Raw genomic sequence first — 14,850 nt, 5'->3', positions numbered from 1 at the left:
CGCTCGCGCCTAAGCGATGTTGCCCTCTTTTCCCGCCAGATACAGGCTCAGCACGCCGGGCAGCTCCGCCAACGTAAACGCCACGCTCTGCGGTGCCGTTTTGAAGATGTGATGCAAGGTGCCGGCCACCAGGCTTTGCAACAGCCGGGTTTGCTGCAGGATCTCCGCTTCGGCGGTCTCGGGGCGGCGCAGCTGCAGCACTCGGGCGATCAGCGCCAGGAAGCTGGACTTTTCGTCCGGCAGGTTCATTTCCCGCATCACCGGCAGGTAGTCGGCGTGCTCGCGCAGGTACTGCGCATAGGGTGAAAACAGCCGCTGGATCACCGCTTCAGCGGAGAGGCGCCGCCACTCGTCGTCGCTGGCCAACGCCATGTCGCGCACCAGCGCCTCGATCGATTCAGTGTGCCGATCCGCCAGCGCCTTGATCACCGCGTGGCGATCGGGGAAAAAGTGATACATCGAGCCGATGGAGGTTTTGGCGTGTTTGGCCAGCCGCTGCATGCTGAGCGCCGCCAGGCCATCCTGCGCCACGATCGCCGCCGCTGAATCCAGAATGGTTTGTACGCGTTGCCGCCCTCTTTCCTGCTGCGGCTCTCGCCCGGTGATGTGTTCGTCGATTTGCATATTCGTTTCTGCCCGCTGTCATCAACGCATTATACCCATTTGCCGCCGCGAAGGCAGGGTGACACAAAAAACTAGATTAACTCCTCTAATTTAGAGTAGAGTATTTATTCTAGTTTACCCTTGCGCAAGCATGAGGGTGACAAACAGTGACCTCACTCACTGAAAAAGAGTCATTTCATTCGGCCCGTCGACCAAGCCAATCGCCAGAGAACGCCCTATGCCCGACAAAAAACTGCTTATCACCTGCCTGACCGCGCTGTTGCTCACCGGGTGCTCGCCGGCACCGTCCATGGTGGTGTTCGGCGCTTCGTTCCCCGACTGGCTGTTTTGCCTGTGCGGCGGCGTGGCGGGCATGGTGGCGATCCACCTGCTGCTGCGCACCCCGGAAAAACGCGCCTGGCTGGCGCCGCAGCTGCTGACGTATCCGGCGCTGACCGCGCTGATCGCCATGCTGACCTGGTTACTGGTTTTCCCCCACTGAGACTGACGCCATGACCCAACCACAAACCTCCAACAAGCGCAGACTGCTGGTGCTTACCATCCTGGCGTTGACGCTCATCGTGGCCGCCGTCGTCGTCTGGCGGGTGGAAAACGCCCCCACTACCGACGATGCCTACGCCTATGCCGACACCATCGACGTAGTGCCGGAGGTGAACGGCCGCATCATCGAGATGCCGATCCGCGACAACCAGGAAGTGCGGCAAGGCGATCTGCTGTTCCGCATCGATCCGCGCCCTTACCAGGACGCGCTGGCGGCCAGCGAAGCGCGCCTGATCACGCTGAATGAACAGATCAAGCTGACGCAGCGTTCGGTCAACGCGCAGCAGTACAACGCCGAATCGATGAACGCCATCGTCAAACGCTCGCAGGCGCTGGTGGCGCAGGCGACCGACACCCTCAACCGCCGGCAGAAGCTGCTCGGCAAGAACTACGTTTCGGCGGAAGAAGTGGAAACCGCCCGCACCTCCCAACGCTCGGCGCAGGCGGAACTGCAGGCCGCATTGCTGCAGGCGAAACAGGCGGAAGCCGCCGTCAGCGGCGTCGAAGCCCTGGTCGCGCAGCGTGCCGAAGTGCAGGCCGACATCGCCATCGCCAAACTGAACCTGGAGTTCACCGAGGTGAGAGCGCCGTTCGACGGCCGCATCGCCTCCCTGAAAACCACCGTCGGCCAATATGCCTCCAGCGCCAAACCGGTGTTCACGCTGATCGACACCCGCCACTGGTACGTGGTCGCCAACTTCCGCGAAACCGACCTGAAAGGCGTGCATCCCGGCCTGCCGGCCACGCTGTATTTAATGAGCGACGCCGGCCAGACCTTCAGCGGCAAGGTGGAATCGATCAGCTACGGCGTGCAGCCTGACGACGGCGGCACAGTGCTGGGCGGGCTGCCCAACGTGTCGCGCAACATCAACTGGGTGCACGTTTCGCAGCGCTTCCCGGTCAAGATCGCGGTAGAGGCCCCCAACCCGGCGCTGTTCCGCGTGGGCGCTTCGGCGGTGGCCAAGCTGAACCTGCGCCATGAAGAATAAAACGATGTCTCACGGCTGGCTGTACCAGTTGATCGACGAGCTGCGCCCTTCGGACAGCCGCATCAACCTGGTGATCCGCGCCCTGCTCTCCAGCGCGATCGCCATCGTGATCTCGCAGACGCTGCAGGTGCCGTGGCTGGCGCTGTCGCTGATCGCTGTCTTCTTTATCACACAGTCCAATATCGTGATCACCCGCGCAATCGGCATCCTGTTTTTCGTCAGCTCCACGCTGGCGATCGGCGCCGCTATCCTGGTGCTGAAATTCACCTACGACTACCCGATGCTGCGCATCCTGCTCTCCAGCGCGCTGTTTTTCCTCAGCGTGTTCCTGATGCGAGTGACCAAGGTTGGGGTGCTGTTCTTCCTGATGGCGCTGGTGGTGATCTACACGCAAAGCTTTGTCGATCTCACTCCGCAGGCGGAAGTGGTGATACGGCTGGTGCTGTGGGTATGGGTGGCGATCAACTACGCCATCCTGCTCACCCTGATCGTCAATACCCTGCTGCTGCCGGCTGAACCGCTGAAACAGCTAAAGGGCCGGATGAACGCGGTGTTGGACGAAACCCGCGCTATGTTGGCCAACGGCGGCGAGACGCGCGATCTGAGCGCCATCTCGCAGCACGCCACCGAGCTGCACAAGCTGCTGCGCTTTTCGGTGATGCGCAGCGATCGCTGCCGCGCCAACGAGCCCGGTTATCTGGCGCTGATCACCTTGGTGTTGCAGCTCAATATTCTGGCCTACCAGCTGCCGCCGGCTTTCGGCACGGCCGCGCGTCAATTGGCGCAAGAGATAGACGCCGCCTGCCGCGCGCTGCAAACCGCGATCAGCCACGACAGCGCGCTGCGATTTTCCGTCGCGATCGCCGGCAGCGACGATCCGCAGGTGCCGGCGCCGCTCAATGAAATGGCCGGCCTCCTGCAGGTCTACGCCAACCGCAGCGACTACGCCGACGCCCTGCAGGCCACGCCGCCGCAAAAAGTGCCCTTCTTTACCCCTGATGCCCTGACCAACCCGGTTTACATCCAGTTTTCGTTGAAAACGCTGCTGACCGTGCTGGTCGCCTACGTGTTTTATACCGCCGTCGATTGGTCCGGCATTCATACCATCATGCTGAGCTGCCTGATCGTGGCGCAGCCCAGCCTCGGCGCCACACAGCGGCGGGCGCGGCTGCGTCTCGGCGGCGCGGCGATCGGCAGCCTGCTGGCGCTGATCTCGGTGGTGTGGATCATGCCTCACCTCGACAGCCTCGTCGGCTTGCTGCTGCTGACGCTGCCGGTGATCGCCCTCTCCGCCTGGATCGCCGCCGGCTCCGAGAAAATAAGCTATGCCGGGGTACAGATCCTGTTCACCTTTTCCCTGGCGCTGCTGGAAAGCTTCGGCCCGGTCACCGAGCTGACCGAGATCCGCGATCGCCTGATCGGCATCGTGCTGGGGGTAGGGTTCGCCACCTTCATTCACGCCACGCTGTGGCCGGAATACGAAGGGGAGTCACTGCGGCAGCAGGTTGCCAACGTGCTGCGGGAACTGTCGCGCTTCCTCGGCGGCGAGAACACAAACGCCATCGGCATCTGGCAAAAGATCGAGGGCTGCGAAGCGGTGGTGGCCCGGGTGACGCTGGAGCCCACCTGGCAGCTGGCGGACGATAATCATGAAAGCTTCACCCGGCATATCCAACTGATCTTTAACCAGACGCGCAGCCTGTTGCTGACCAGCGAAAAGCTCAACACCTATCTGGCAGGCGGCGGCGCGGCGCTGTCCGCGCAGGAACGCCAGGCGCTGATAGAGGTGCAACGTCAGGGCGGGCGCGTTCTCGCCGAGTATGCGGCGCAGCTTTCCCGCGCGCCGCAAGCGTTGCGGGCGCCCGACTTTCATCCACCGTCGGCCGCCCTGCACGCCGACACCGTGCGCCATCTTGCTCAGGAGCTGAGCGACGGAGTCAATCGCCTGCCCGCCTGGGGCGACGCCTAGCATTTTCCGTTTGTGGCCATGCACGCCCGGCGCCATGCGCTATAGTGAGCACAAACCACCGGGAGATGTCATGCAAATAAGACCTTACCAAGAGGCCGATCGCCCCTTCCTGCGCACGCTGTACCTGGCGTCGCGCAAGGCGGCGTTCGGTTGGCGCAATACCTCAAACTACCAGTTGGAAGATTTCGACCGCGCGACGCTGGGCGAAGCGATTTGGGTGGCGGAAGACGGCGGCGTGCTGCTGGGATTCGTCTCCATCTACCGCGAAGACAACTTCATTCATAACCTGTATGTCGATCCCCATCAGCCGCCGCGCGGCGTCGGCAGTGCGCTGCTGCAAGCGGCGCAAGCCACCTTCACCGCCACCGGCTCGCTGAAATGCCTGGTGAAGAATGAAAAGGCGCTGACGTTCTACCGCAAACACGGTTGGCGTATTATCTCTACCGGCAACGACGGCGAAGAAGATTATTACCTGATGCATTCGCCGGCCCGCTAGCTATTACCCTAGGCATCCGGCATCCCGCGCAGCGTCAGCCGCCAAAACAGCAGCGCGCTCAGGCTGACGCCCGCCCCCAGCCAGCAGACGCCGCTCCACCCCGCCCAGACGTACATATGGGTGCCGGCAAAGGCGCCCAGCCCGCTGCCGACGGCGTAAAACAGCATGTAGCAGCCCACCAGCCGGCTATGCGACTGCGGGTGCGCGCGGAAGATCATGCTCTGGTTCAGCACGTGGATCGCCTGGCCCGCCAGATCCAGCAGCACGATGCCCGCCACCAGCCAAACCAGGCCGCTGCCGAGCAAACCGAGCGGCAGCCAGGCCAGTGTCAACAGCAGCAGACACGCGCCGCTGGCCGCCTGCCCCAGCCCGCGATCCGCCAGATGCCCGGCGCGCACCGCCGCCAGCGCGCCCACCGCGCCGACCAGGCCGAACGCTCCCACCGCGGCATGGGTGAAATTGAACGGCGCCTGGCTCAGCGGCAACACCAGCGAACTCCAAAAGAGGCTGAAAGCGCCGAACATCAGCAGCGCCAACATGCCGCGAATTTGCAGCGTGCGGTCATGCAGCAACAGGCTCAGCATTGAACGCAGCAGCGCGGGATAACTCAGCGTGCTGGGAGCGGTGCGCGGCGCAGGCAGCAGGCGCGACAGGATCGGCAGCAATACCAGCGTCACTCCGGCGGAGAAGAAGTACACCGTGCGCCAGCCGCCAACGTCCGCCAGCGCGCCGGACAAGGTGCGCGCCAGCAGCAACCCCAGCACCACCCCGCCCTGCGCCGCGCCGACCACCCGCCCGCGCTCCTGCGGCGGCGCCAGGGCGGCGGCGAACGCGATCAGGCCCTGCGTCATGGCGGTGCCCAGTAGCCCCACCAACATCATCCCCACCAGCAGCCAGGCCGCACTGGGCGCCCAGCCCACCAGCAGCAGCGCAGCGATCAGCCCCAGCTGTTGCCCCGCCAGCAATCGATGCCGGTTCAACCGATCCCCCAGCGGCACCACCAACAGCAACGCCAGCGCGCAGCCCAACTGAGTCACGGCGATCACCATGCCGACCGCCGCCAGGCTGATGGAAAAATCGCGGGCGATGGCGTCTAACAGCGGCTGCGCATAGTAAACGTTGGCCACGCTAAAGGCGCTGGCGGCGGCCAACAGCAGCACCAGGGCGGCCGGCAGGCGCCCCAATGCCGCACAGGGAGGTTCCAGCAGTTTGTCGCTCATCGCACACCTCAATGTGGTTTCATTATTAAACCCAATGAACTTTAGGCGCAGAGGTTTTATAATGCAACCAGAATGTGCAGCAGGAGATAATCGTCGTGAAACGTAAGAGCCTGGAAGACGCGCCGTGCCCGGTGGCGCGCACGCTGGATGTGATTGGCGACTGGTGGTCGCTGCTGATCGTGCGCGACGCCTTCGACGGCATCACCCGCTTCAGCGAATTTCAAAAAGGGCTGGGGATGGCGAAGAACATCCTTGCCACCCGGCTGCGCGCCCTGGTGACGCACGGCGTGCTGGAGATCGTGCCCGCCGCAGACGGCAGTGCCTATCAGGAGTATGTGCTGACCGAGAAAGGCCGCGCGCTATTTCCGGTGATCGTTGGCCTGCGCCAGTGGGGGGAAGATCATTTGTTCGCCGAAGGAGAGGCGCATTCAACGCTGGTGGAAAGCGACAGCGGCCGCCCCGTGCCGCGCCTGACGCCGATCGGCAACGCCGGGCAGACGCTCACCCCGCTTAACACCCGGGTGGTGAAGGTGGGGGAACGGTTTGAGCCATCTTTTAACAATCGCCAATTAGCTATAAAAGAAACACTTCCAGCCGAAATCGCCGCACAGATCGACGCCGCATACAATGTGCTGACAGAGCAACTCGGCGAGACACTCTTGGGCATCCATCTGTATGGATCTGCGGTCGATGGCGGTCTTAAACCCAACAGCGATATCGACATCTTGGTCGTCATCAGCAAGCCGCTGATGTCAACCACTCGGGCCGCCCTCATGAAAGCTTTGCTGACCGTGTCGGCTCCGCCAGATGCCGACAGTATTTTTCGCCCGCTGGAAGTCACCGTGCTGGTACAGACCGACATCAAACCTTGGCGCTATCCGCCACGACGTGAGTTACAGTTTGGCGAATGGCTGCGTGAAGAGTTGCTGGTGGGAATTGTCTCCCCCGCCACCTTGGATCCTGATGTGGCGATCCTGCTTACCAAAGCCCGGCAGCATCATCGACATCTGTTCGGCGCCTCCTTTGAACTCCTGTATGACAGCGTCCCTCGCAGTGACTTCATCGCCGCGCTCACCGATACCCTGAGTCAATGGAACGAACCTGATGACTGGCATGGCGACGAATGCAACATTGTGCTTGCGCTGGCGCGCATCTGGTTCAGCGCGGCAACCGGTCGGATCGCCCCCAAAGATGTGGCCGCCGAATGGCTGCTGGAACGCTTGCCATCTGAACACCAGCCGGTACTTAGCACCGCGCGGCGAGTTTATCTCGGACAAGCGATAGATGACCTGTCTCAGCATCAGCAGCCGTTGGCGGCATTCATCGGCTATGCCAAAACGACGATCGCAAGTCTATTGACGACAACAGCATCGCAATAAGACGCAGGCCTGTCGACACCACTTATCGTCTGCACTTTTTGATGCAGGGACGGATTTTGTTCATAGCCGCCGCCCCCTGCATGATTCGCTTCGCAGCGCCATCCGGGTAATGTATAGTCCGCGTTTTACGGAGATCCCATGCTGACCAACTCATCCATTCGTTTGAACAAATACATTAGCGAGAGCGGCATCTGCTCACGCCGCGACGCCGATCGATACATCGAACAGGGCAACGTTTTCATCAACGGTAAACGCGCCACCGTTGGCGCCCAGGTATTTGCCGGCGATGTCGTGAAGGTTAACGGTCAGCTGATCGAACCGCGCAATGAAGAAGATCTGGTGCTGATCGCGCTGAACAAACCGGTCGGCATCGTCACCACTACCGAAGACGGCGAGCGCGACAACATCGCCGACTTCGTCAACCACAGCAAGCGCATCTTCCCGATCGGCCGCCTGGACAAGGATTCGCAGGGGCTGATCTTTCTGACCAACCACGGTGACCTGGTCAACAAGATCCTGCGCGCCGGCAACAATCACGAGAAAGAGTATCTGGTGACGGTCAACAAGCCGGTGACCGACGAGTTTATTCGCGGCATGGGCGCCGGCGTGCCGATGCTGGGCACGGTGACCAAAAAGTGCAAGGTGAAGAAAGAAGCGCCGTTCGTGTTCCGCATCACGCTGGTGCAGGGGCTGAACCGTCAGATCCGCCGCATGTGCGAACACTTCGGCTATGAGGTCACCAAGCTGGAACGCACGCGCATCATGAACGTCAGCCTGAAAGGCTTGCCGCTGGGCGAATGGCGCGATCTGACCGATGACGAGCTGATTGAGCTGTTCAAGCTGATTGAAGGCTCTTCGTCAGAGGCCAAGCCGACGAAGAAAGCCCCGGCCAAATCTGCCCCGGCGAAAAAGCCGAGCGCCGGCGGGCCGAAAAGCGCCGATAAAACCGCTGCGCCGGCCGGCCGCAAGCGCTTTACCCAGCCGGGGCGCAAGAAAAAAGGGCGTTAAACGCCTTCCCCCGCTCAGCCCGCCGTTGCGCGGGCTTTTTTATCATAAAAGTCAGTCGCAGGCCGCCACTGAGTTCTCACCATAAAAAAGGCCCGCATCAAGCGGGCCAGTCGGTACCAGAGAAGTCTAGAGGGAAAATCAGAACGACCAGCGCAGGTTGGCGTTGACCGAATTAACGCGGGTATCGGCGCCGAATTGCCCCTGATAGCCGACATCCAGCGTCGCGGCGCGCGACAGTTTCACGCTCACGCCGATATCGCCCACCATCATGTTGTCATCCACGGCCTGGCCCTGCGTGACGAACGCGTCGCTGCCGGCAAACGCCATGCGCGATGAGGTGCTCTTATCGCCGTAAGCATGTTGCCATCCGAGCGAGCCGTAGAGGCTGACGTTCTTCGGCAGTTCGGTCACGCCGCGCACCCCGAGCGTGGAGTAGAAGGTATTCATCGTTTCATTGCGCACGCTCAACGCCGCCGCGCCGCCCGACTCCTGGAAGCTGTCGGTATGCAGGCGGATATAGCTCAGGTTAATGAACGGTTCGACGTTCATCTCCGGCTGGCCGAAACGGTAACCCGCTTCGGTGAACGCCAGCAGCGAGTTCGCGTCGTAATCTGACTTCAGCCGATCCGAGAAGCCGCTGAAATCGACGTTGCGCTTGCCTTCAATCTTGTGCCAGGTGTAACCCAGCGCGCCGCGCAGTGAGAACGCATCCTGCTGCCCGGCCGCATACAGACCGAGGTGGTAGTTGTCGGTATCGGCCTTGGAGCGGCGGCTGTCAACGTCGTAGTCGCCGCGGCTGTAACCGAAGTAACCGCCGATGCGCACGTTATGGTCCGCCAGTTTGCGATCAGCCCCCAACAGGAAGCCGGTGGTATTGCCATCCAGCTTGCCCACGTTGCCGTTGCCGCTGTTTCTGCCCCAGGAACTGAAGGTCTGCCCCCAGACGCCGCTGTTTTGCGCCTGCGCCGGTTGCACCAGCGACATCGCCAACGGCGGTACCGGCAGGCTGTCGTTGTCGAACAGGCGCAGCATGCGCTGGTTCAGCACGTTGAACAGCTGGGTGCTGCCGGCGATCAGGTTAGACTGCATCGACGGATAGACTTCGCCGGACAGCTGATTGAACGCTTCGCGCGCTTCCGGCGCGCTCAGCAGCAGCAGCGAGTTGTACAGCGCCAGCGAAGGGCCGCTCTGCGTCAGCGTCGAGAGCGCGCCGGCGGTATTCCACTGGTTGCCGCTTTCGGCCACCGTTTGGAAAATGCCCGGCTTGCCGCTGCCTGGGTTCTCGCCCCCCGGGTTTTCCCCGCCCGGGTTCTCGCCCCCAGGATTCTCACCGCCCGGGTTTTCTCCGCCCGGATTCTCACCGCCCGGGTTTTCTCCGCCCGGATTTTCACCGCCCGGATTCTCACCGCCCGGATTCTCACCGCCCGGGTTTTCCCCGCCCGGATTCTCGCCGCCAGGGTTTTCCCCCCCCGTGTCTTTCTGCGCGATGGTCAGATCCACGGCGTTGGCGCTGTGCTTCAACGCCACATCGAGGAAGGCAGACTTGGAGACCGCCGCCGCGAACTGGCCTTCAATGCCGCCGTCCGAGGTCAGAATGCGGTAGCTTTGGCCAGTTTTATAGCTGGTTTGCGGATCCAGCGCCGTCACCTGCACTTTGGCCTGATCGCTGATGGTGGTTTTGCCCGCCACCAGCAGTTGATCGCTGCGTCCGTCGCCGGCGATATCGACGTCATAGAAGGATTCGCCGATAAAGTTCAGGTAGCGTTTCAGCGTCAGCGTGCCGATATTGCCGTCGCCGGGCGAGATATGGCCGCCGGACAGGATCTCGGTCTGGCCCAGCGTGCCGTTGCCGCCCAGCGTGCCGCCGGCCTTGATCGACGCTGCGCTGCTGTAGCCCTGCCCGTTATTGACATCGGCGCCCGCCGTCGCGTTGAGGATCAGCGTGCCGCCGTTCTCGGCGCTGAGGGTTTGGATCTCAAAGATGTCGTCTTCTTTCTGGGTGTTGATGTCGCTGGCGATGATGAGCTTGCCGCCGCGCGCGGTGACGTTCGCCTGCAGGCCAGTGAGATCGCCGTTCAGCGTCGTATGCCCGGCGGTGTTGATCACCTCGCCTTCGCCGCTCATCTTGTTGCTGAAGACGTAATTGCCGTCGGTATGGTTGAAGTACACATAGCTGCGGAACAATCCGCCCCGCAGGGCGATCGCCGTCTGGGCATCGATAGTGCCTGCAGCGCCCGCCGCGCCGAGCGTCGGCTCGGTCAACCCGGTGCCGGTATCCATGTTGCCGCGGCTGCCGATAATCAGCGCGCCGCGGTTAGAACCGGAACCGGCCTTGCCCAGCACCACTTCGTTGCCGCCGGCGGAGAATGTCCCGCCGTCCATGACCGCCAACACGCCATTGCCGTAATCGCCGACGTTGACACTGCTGCCGCTGGTAAACCGTGAGCCGTTGCCGGCGATCGTCAGCTCGGCGGTTTTACGCGCGCCCGAGACGCCCGCCACCTGAATATTACCGACGTTGACCGCGCCGCCGTTCAGCACGTCCAGATCGCCGTAAAGCGTGAGCGCGCGGCCGACGTTCCATTGGGAATTGGCCCCCGTGACCGTGGCTTTCGGGCTCAGCGTATCGGTCTCGCCCGGCCCGCTGCCATTGCCGATGCGCGCGTCAAAGGCGGTGTTCAGCACCGCGCCGTCTTCAATCGCCAGCGTGGATCGCGCCCCTAAGTCGGTGCCGACGCTGAGAAAATTGCTGGTGACGCGAGAACCGGCGCCGGTGGCGATAAGGTGGCTGTCGTAGCCGCGGGTGGTGCCGACCACGATCTCTTTCGCGCTGGCCAGCGCGCCGTCTTCAACCCGCAAAGTGCCCCGCCCCAGATTCAGGCCGCCGCGCAGCACGAACTGATCGTTCACCGCGTTCAGCTCGGCGTTCGGCCCGCGGACCGTGACCAGGCTGTCATGAATTTGGCCGTTGAACATCCGGCCGATATTGATGTTATAGGCGCTGATCTTGCCATTCTCGATCAGCAGGTTGCCGCTTTGATTACGGCCGACGTAAACATCCCCGGTGTAGGCCAATGATTCGGTAATTTTTGAGTCGCCGTCAAAAATGGCATCGTCTGCGCGAGCGATATCGGCAGGCGCCAGCATCAACAACGGCGCGGAAAATAGAGCGAGGTAAAGTTTGGAAAGCGGTGTTCTAACCGCTAAAGGGTGCGATGTCTTGTCATTCACGGGCTATCTCCGTACTCGTTAGCGTGATGTCGCGAAATTTATTGTTATAGGGAACTCAATACACTAGAGGAGGTGTGAGGCGTTATTTCGCGCACGCCGGTTTAGTGATCGTCGAAGCAAAAGCTTATTGCCCCCCGGCGCTGACGCTCCGACGATGAAAAACCAGGAAGCGGTAATACCGCCCCCCAAAGCGAATTATTTATGCGTGACCACCGGCGTACAGGTCGGCGCGCTCAGCGACGGCGATGAACCTAAAATTCCCGGCATCATCAGCGACGAGCAATCGAAAATGCGGCCTTTTTCCGTGGTGGCGCGATAAGAAAGTTTTTGGCCGCCCAGCGCATCCGGCTGCGCGCCATTGACGTTGGTCACGGTAATTTCGTCCGACGATCCCAGCCCCAGCATTTTGGCGGTTTCCGCCTGCAGTAATGGAATGGCCTGATCGGTTTTCAGGGTGGAACAACCGGCTAGCATCATCGTAACGGTTAAAGCGATAAGTGGTTTCTTCATAAATTATCCTTTATAACCAATCAGTTAAAATTACCGATTGGCTTTATGTTTTCTCTTATCCAAATCCTCGAATAATATATTTCCCTTTCCTAAACGAAAAAACCCTCCTAAAGTAGGGAGGGTTGATAATAATTCATCAGACCTATCTGATATTTGAAGGCGAAAGGAGAATCCTTTGGGGCAGGATTATGCGTTGGTCGTTGATGACCATCCATTGGTAGCAAGCGGCATCGCCAATTTTCTCAGCACGCATTGCCGATTCAAACAGGCGCATGTGGTGACCAATGAAGAAAGTTGCTACCGCCATATTAGGGAAAATGGCCCACCGCGTTTACTGGTGATCGATTTTTGGCTCTCTTCCGGTACAGCGTTGAAATTACTCAAAGAAGTAAAACAACGTTATCCGCAGGTGCGGATTTTGGTGGTCAGCGGCGACGAGAATAACGATATCTGGCAGAAAGTTAACAATGCCGGCGGGCATGGATTCGTGTTAAAAAACGAACCACCGGAATTATTCGCCAGGGCGGTTTTTGCGCTGAATAATAATCAGGAATGGTTCCCTGACGGTAATGAAGCCACCGTTAAAAGCCACCATGAACACTTAAATAAATTCAATTTAACGCCGAGGCAAATCGACGTATTAACTATGATGCTGCGCGGCCTACCAAATAAAAGAATTGCGACGCAACTGTCTATTTCCGAACCCACCGTAAAAGAACATATCAGCAATATATTGAAAAAGATCGGCGTCAACAGCCGGGTGGAAGCCATCACGCTGTTGCACGGCAAACGGGATCCGTCGTCATGAGGTTTTTCCAGCATTTACAAAATGATGGCATCTCCCCGCGCGCGCAGATCCGCCTGCTGGACAACACCTTCATGCGGCTGGTGTTCAGCTTCACCGCCGTGCCTTTTGTCGGCATCCCTTTCGCCATCTGGATTTATTTGCTGGGCGACAAGCTCGGCCCAACCATTGCCTGGATCATCGTTTACCTGCTATGCGCCGTGGCGATCCGAATAGGGCATCGGCGCTACCAGCGCGAAGCCAAAGAAAATGATGAAGACGCCGTGCTGCGCCGCTGGCTGCCGCGTATTAATAAGGTGGCCTTTATTCACGGGTTGGGGATCTCATCACTCTATTTAATTACGCCGCAGACCCATAACTTTGACTTTTTCCTGCTGCTCAATATCAGCATCGCCGCGATCGTCGCCGCCAACGCAACGCACCTGACGCCCGTCATCAGCACCTTTACCCGCTTTTTCTTCGCCTCCTGGGGGCTGCTGAACCTCGGCATCATCTGGCGGCTGGAAGACGTGATGTTCATCGTGCTGATGCTGAACTTGTTGTACGGCTTCGCCATTTACCGCCACGCATTAACCTCGCATGCGTTCTTTATTCAGCAGGCGCTGCTCGAAGAGCAAAGCTCGCGCCTGGCGGAGCAGTTCCGCCAGGCTAAAGAAGAGGCGGAACAGGCGCTGTTGGACAAGAACCAGTTCCTGACCACCGCCAGCCACGATCTGCGCCAGCCGGTGCACGCCATGGGCTTTCTGATCGAGGCCATCATCCACAAAAACCGCGACGACAGCCTGACGCCGCAGCTGCTGGATCTGCAGCAGAGCGTGCGTTCGGTGCATTTGATGTTCAATTCGCTGCTCGATCTCAGCAAAATCGAATCCGGCAACGTGCGCACCGCCGCCACCCATGTGGATATCGGCGCCCTGCTCGACTCGGTGGTCACCCTGTTCCGCGAAGAGGCCAACAGCCGCGCCCTGACGCTGCGCACCTGGCGCCCCAGACGGCGTATCAGCGTGATGGGCGATCCGCTGCTGGTGCGGCAATCGCTGATCAACCTGATCCAGAACGCCCTGCGCTACACGCAACGGGGCGGCGTGCTGATCGCCATCCGCCCGCGCGGCGCCGAGTGCCTGGTGGAAGTGTGGGACACCGGCGTGGGCATCGCCGACGAAGAGAAAAGCAAAATCTTCTCCCCTTACTACCGCCCCGAGCTGGCGTGGAAAATCGACAGCGCCGGCCACGGGCTGGGGCTGGCGGTGGTGGCGCGCTGCGCCAAGCTGATGAAGGTGAAGTACGGCATGCACTCCGTCGAAGGCAAAGGATCGCGTTTCTGGATGCGCTTCACGCAATACATCGGCGAAGACAAAGCGCCGGAAACCGCGGCCGCCTACGACAACACCGCCACGCCTACCCGCTATGCACCACTGCGCGGCGCCTGCCTGGTGGTGGACGATGATCCCTTGGTGACCTCCGCCTGGGAGAGCCTGATGAGCACCTGGGGCATCACCGTGCGCTGCGCAGCCTCCGCCGAGGAGGCCTTCGCCATCGTCGACGACGGTTTTACGCCGTTCGCCGTGCTGTGCGACCAGCGCCTGCGTTCCGGCGAGAGCGGTTTCGACATCCTGAAAGCGCTGTTCGAACGCCTGCCGGACGTGAGCGGCGCGATGGTCAGCGGCGAGTTCAATTCGCAAATATTGCAAGAGGCCGAGCAGGAAGGCTATCTGGTGCTGCGCAAGCCGCTGGAGCCGGCCAGGCTGCATGCGCTGCTGACCCAGTGGGGGGCAAGTTAACTGCGTCGATGGCGCACGTTATCCGCCAGCAATAAGGCAGGCTTAATGAATAAAACATTAAGCCTGCCGCATATTACGCTGCGTTATCTAAATACGATTAATCGCATTTAGGCGGTTTTGGTTTGCAGACCGGCGGCTCAGGTTTACATACCGGCGGTTTTGGTGTGCAACCGCCCCAGGCATTATTCCACGCGTTTCCCCAGCTGTTAACAACCTTGCCGATGATAGCCAAACCCAGGCCAATCGTTGCGCCGTTCACCTGCTGAACTTCTGTTGAGTTTAATTCTCTCATTTTTCA

Annotated in this window: 13 protein-coding genes and 1 pseudogene; 9 read left to right on the top strand and 5 right to left on the bottom strand. The window is 60.6% G+C overall.

Annotated features, from left to right (window positions below; genetic code table 11):
• Positions 1–9: 9 nt before the first annotated feature.
• Positions 10–624, bottom strand: coding sequence for a TetR/AcrR family transcriptional regulator (locus ACJ8PL_RS22025; protein ID WP_033639635.1), 615 nt, complete (start codon positions 622–624; stop codon positions 10–12).
• A gap of 217 nt (positions 625–841) precedes the next feature.
• Between ACJ8PL_RS22025 and ACJ8PL_RS22020 the strand changes: the two genes are divergently transcribed.
• The 4 genes from ACJ8PL_RS22020 to ACJ8PL_RS22005 all read left to right on the top strand — a co-directional run bounded on the left by ACJ8PL_RS22020 (position 842) and on the right by ACJ8PL_RS22005 (position 4,618).
• The gene (locus ACJ8PL_RS22020; protein ID WP_004941494.1) at positions 842–1,105 is read left to right on the top strand and encodes a YtcA family lipoprotein; all 264 of its coding nucleotides are present in this window, start codon (positions 842–844) and stop codon (positions 1,103–1,105) included.
• A 10-nt stretch (positions 1,106–1,115) separates the two neighbouring features.
• Positions 1,116–2,153 (top strand): multidrug transporter subunit MdtN, encoded by a 1,038-nt coding sequence (gene mdtN / locus ACJ8PL_RS22015; protein WP_110147272.1) that lies wholly within the window; start codon positions 1,116–1,118, stop codon positions 2,151–2,153.
• Positions 2,154–2,157: 4 nt separating this feature from the next.
• On the top strand, positions 2,158–4,122 hold the full coding sequence (locus ACJ8PL_RS22010) for an FUSC family protein (protein WP_442531392.1): 1,965 nt from the start codon (positions 2,158–2,160) through the stop codon (positions 4,120–4,122).
• Between the two features lie 70 nt (positions 4,123–4,192).
• Positions 4,193–4,618, top strand: a complete 426-nt coding sequence (locus ACJ8PL_RS22005; protein WP_016926687.1) for a GNAT family N-acetyltransferase — start codon at positions 4,193–4,195, stop codon at positions 4,616–4,618.
• Positions 4,619–4,626: 8 nt separating this feature from the next.
• Here the strand turns inward: ACJ8PL_RS22005 and ACJ8PL_RS22000 are convergent, their stop codons facing one another.
• The gene (locus ACJ8PL_RS22000; protein ID WP_116404004.1) at positions 4,627–5,838 is read right to left on the bottom strand and encodes an MFS transporter; all 1,212 of its coding nucleotides are present in this window, start codon (positions 5,836–5,838) and stop codon (positions 4,627–4,629) included.
• Positions 5,839–5,933: 95 nt separating this feature from the next.
• On the opposite strand from ACJ8PL_RS22000, the pseudogene ACJ8PL_RS21995 reads away from it, so the two are divergent.
• From ACJ8PL_RS21995 to rluF, 3 genes and pseudogenes are all read left to right on the top strand, one after another.
• Positions 5,934–6,371, top strand: a pseudogene (locus tag ACJ8PL_RS21995) (winged helix-turn-helix transcriptional regulator); the annotation flags it as partial.
• Between the two features lie 42 nt (positions 6,372–6,413).
• Positions 6,414–7,217, top strand: coding sequence for an aminoglycoside nucleotidyltransferase ANT9 (locus tag ACJ8PL_RS21990; RefSeq protein ID WP_028127795.1), 804 nt, complete (start codon positions 6,414–6,416; stop codon positions 7,215–7,217).
• Between the two features lie 138 nt (positions 7,218–7,355).
• On the top strand, positions 7,356–8,225 hold the full coding sequence (gene rluF / locus ACJ8PL_RS21985) for a 23S rRNA pseudouridine(2604) synthase RluF (protein WP_016929734.1): 870 nt from the start codon (positions 7,356–7,358) through the stop codon (positions 8,223–8,225).
• A gap of 138 nt (positions 8,226–8,363) precedes the next feature.
• Here the strand turns inward: rluF and ACJ8PL_RS21980 are convergent, their stop codons facing one another.
• Together ACJ8PL_RS21980 and ACJ8PL_RS21975 are read right to left on the bottom strand one after the other, a co-directional pair.
• Positions 8,364–11,456: an autotransporter outer membrane beta-barrel domain-containing protein gene (locus ACJ8PL_RS21980; RefSeq protein ID WP_442531391.1), complete on the bottom strand. Its 3,093-nt coding sequence runs from the start codon at positions 11,454–11,456 to the stop codon at positions 8,364–8,366.
• A 195-nt stretch (positions 11,457–11,651) separates the two neighbouring features.
• Entirely contained in the window at positions 11,652–11,966 is a 315-nt protein-coding gene (locus tag ACJ8PL_RS21975) for a lipoprotein (RefSeq protein ID WP_004941478.1), read from the bottom strand.
• A gap of 175 nt (positions 11,967–12,141) precedes the next feature.
• On the opposite strand from ACJ8PL_RS21975, the gene ACJ8PL_RS21970 reads away from it, so the two are divergent.
• Positions 12,142–12,774, top strand: coding sequence for a response regulator transcription factor (locus tag ACJ8PL_RS21970; RefSeq protein WP_016929736.1), 633 nt, complete (start codon positions 12,142–12,144; stop codon positions 12,772–12,774).
• Positions 12,771–14,552 (top strand): hybrid sensor histidine kinase/response regulator, encoded by a 1,782-nt coding sequence (locus tag ACJ8PL_RS21965; protein ID WP_016929737.1) that lies wholly within the window; start codon positions 12,771–12,773, stop codon positions 14,550–14,552. Before ACJ8PL_RS21970 ends, ACJ8PL_RS21965 begins: the two co-directional genes overlap by 4 nt.
• A gap of 97 nt (positions 14,553–14,649) precedes the next feature.
• Here ACJ8PL_RS21965 and ACJ8PL_RS21960 read toward each other — a convergent pair whose 3' ends face one another.
• Positions 14,650–14,844 carry a hypothetical protein gene (locus tag ACJ8PL_RS21960; protein WP_126186674.1) on the bottom strand — a complete coding sequence of 65 codons (195 nt, stop codon included), beginning with the start codon at positions 14,842–14,844 and terminating at the stop codon, positions 14,650–14,652.
• Between the last annotated feature and the right edge of the window lie 6 nt (positions 14,845–14,850).

Source organism: Serratia sp. CY83965 (assembly GCF_052166375.1).
GTDB lineage: Bacteria > Pseudomonadota > Gammaproteobacteria > Enterobacterales > Enterobacteriaceae > Serratia > Serratia marcescens.
This window is presented reverse-complemented; position numbering and strand designations above follow the sequence as displayed.

What these genes read in the sequence shown, in the direction of transcription:
- ACJ8PL_RS22025 (WP_033639635.1), bottom strand. Translation starts at nt 624, where the DNA reads ATGCAAATCGACGAACACATCACCGGGCGAGAGCCGCAGCAGGAAAGA.
- ACJ8PL_RS22020 (WP_004941494.1), top strand. Translation starts at nt 842, where the DNA reads ATGCCCGACAAAAAACTGCTTATCACCTGCCTGACCGCGCTGTTGCTC.
- mdtN (WP_110147272.1), top strand. Translation starts at nt 1,116, where the DNA reads ATGACCCAACCACAAACCTCCAACAAGCGCAGACTGCTGGTGCTTACC.
- ACJ8PL_RS22010 (WP_442531392.1), top strand. Translation starts at nt 2,158, where the DNA reads ATGTCTCACGGCTGGCTGTACCAGTTGATCGACGAGCTGCGCCCTTCG.
- ACJ8PL_RS22005 (WP_016926687.1), top strand. Translation starts at nt 4,193, where the DNA reads ATGCAAATAAGACCTTACCAAGAGGCCGATCGCCCCTTCCTGCGCACG.
- ACJ8PL_RS22000 (WP_116404004.1), bottom strand. Translation starts at nt 5,838, where the DNA reads ATGAGCGACAAACTGCTGGAACCTCCCTGTGCGGCATTGGGGCGCCTG.
- rluF (WP_016929734.1), top strand. Translation starts at nt 7,356, where the DNA reads ATGCTGACCAACTCATCCATTCGTTTGAACAAATACATTAGCGAGAGC.
- ACJ8PL_RS21975 (WP_004941478.1), bottom strand. Translation starts at nt 11,966, where the DNA reads ATGAAGAAACCACTTATCGCTTTAACCGTTACGATGATGCTAGCCGGT.
- ACJ8PL_RS21965 (WP_016929737.1), top strand. Translation starts at nt 12,771, where the DNA reads ATGAGGTTTTTCCAGCATTTACAAAATGATGGCATCTCCCCGCGCGCG.
- ACJ8PL_RS21960 (WP_126186674.1), bottom strand. Translation starts at nt 14,844, where the DNA reads ATGAGAGAATTAAACTCAACAGAAGTTCAGCAGGTGAACGGCGCAACG.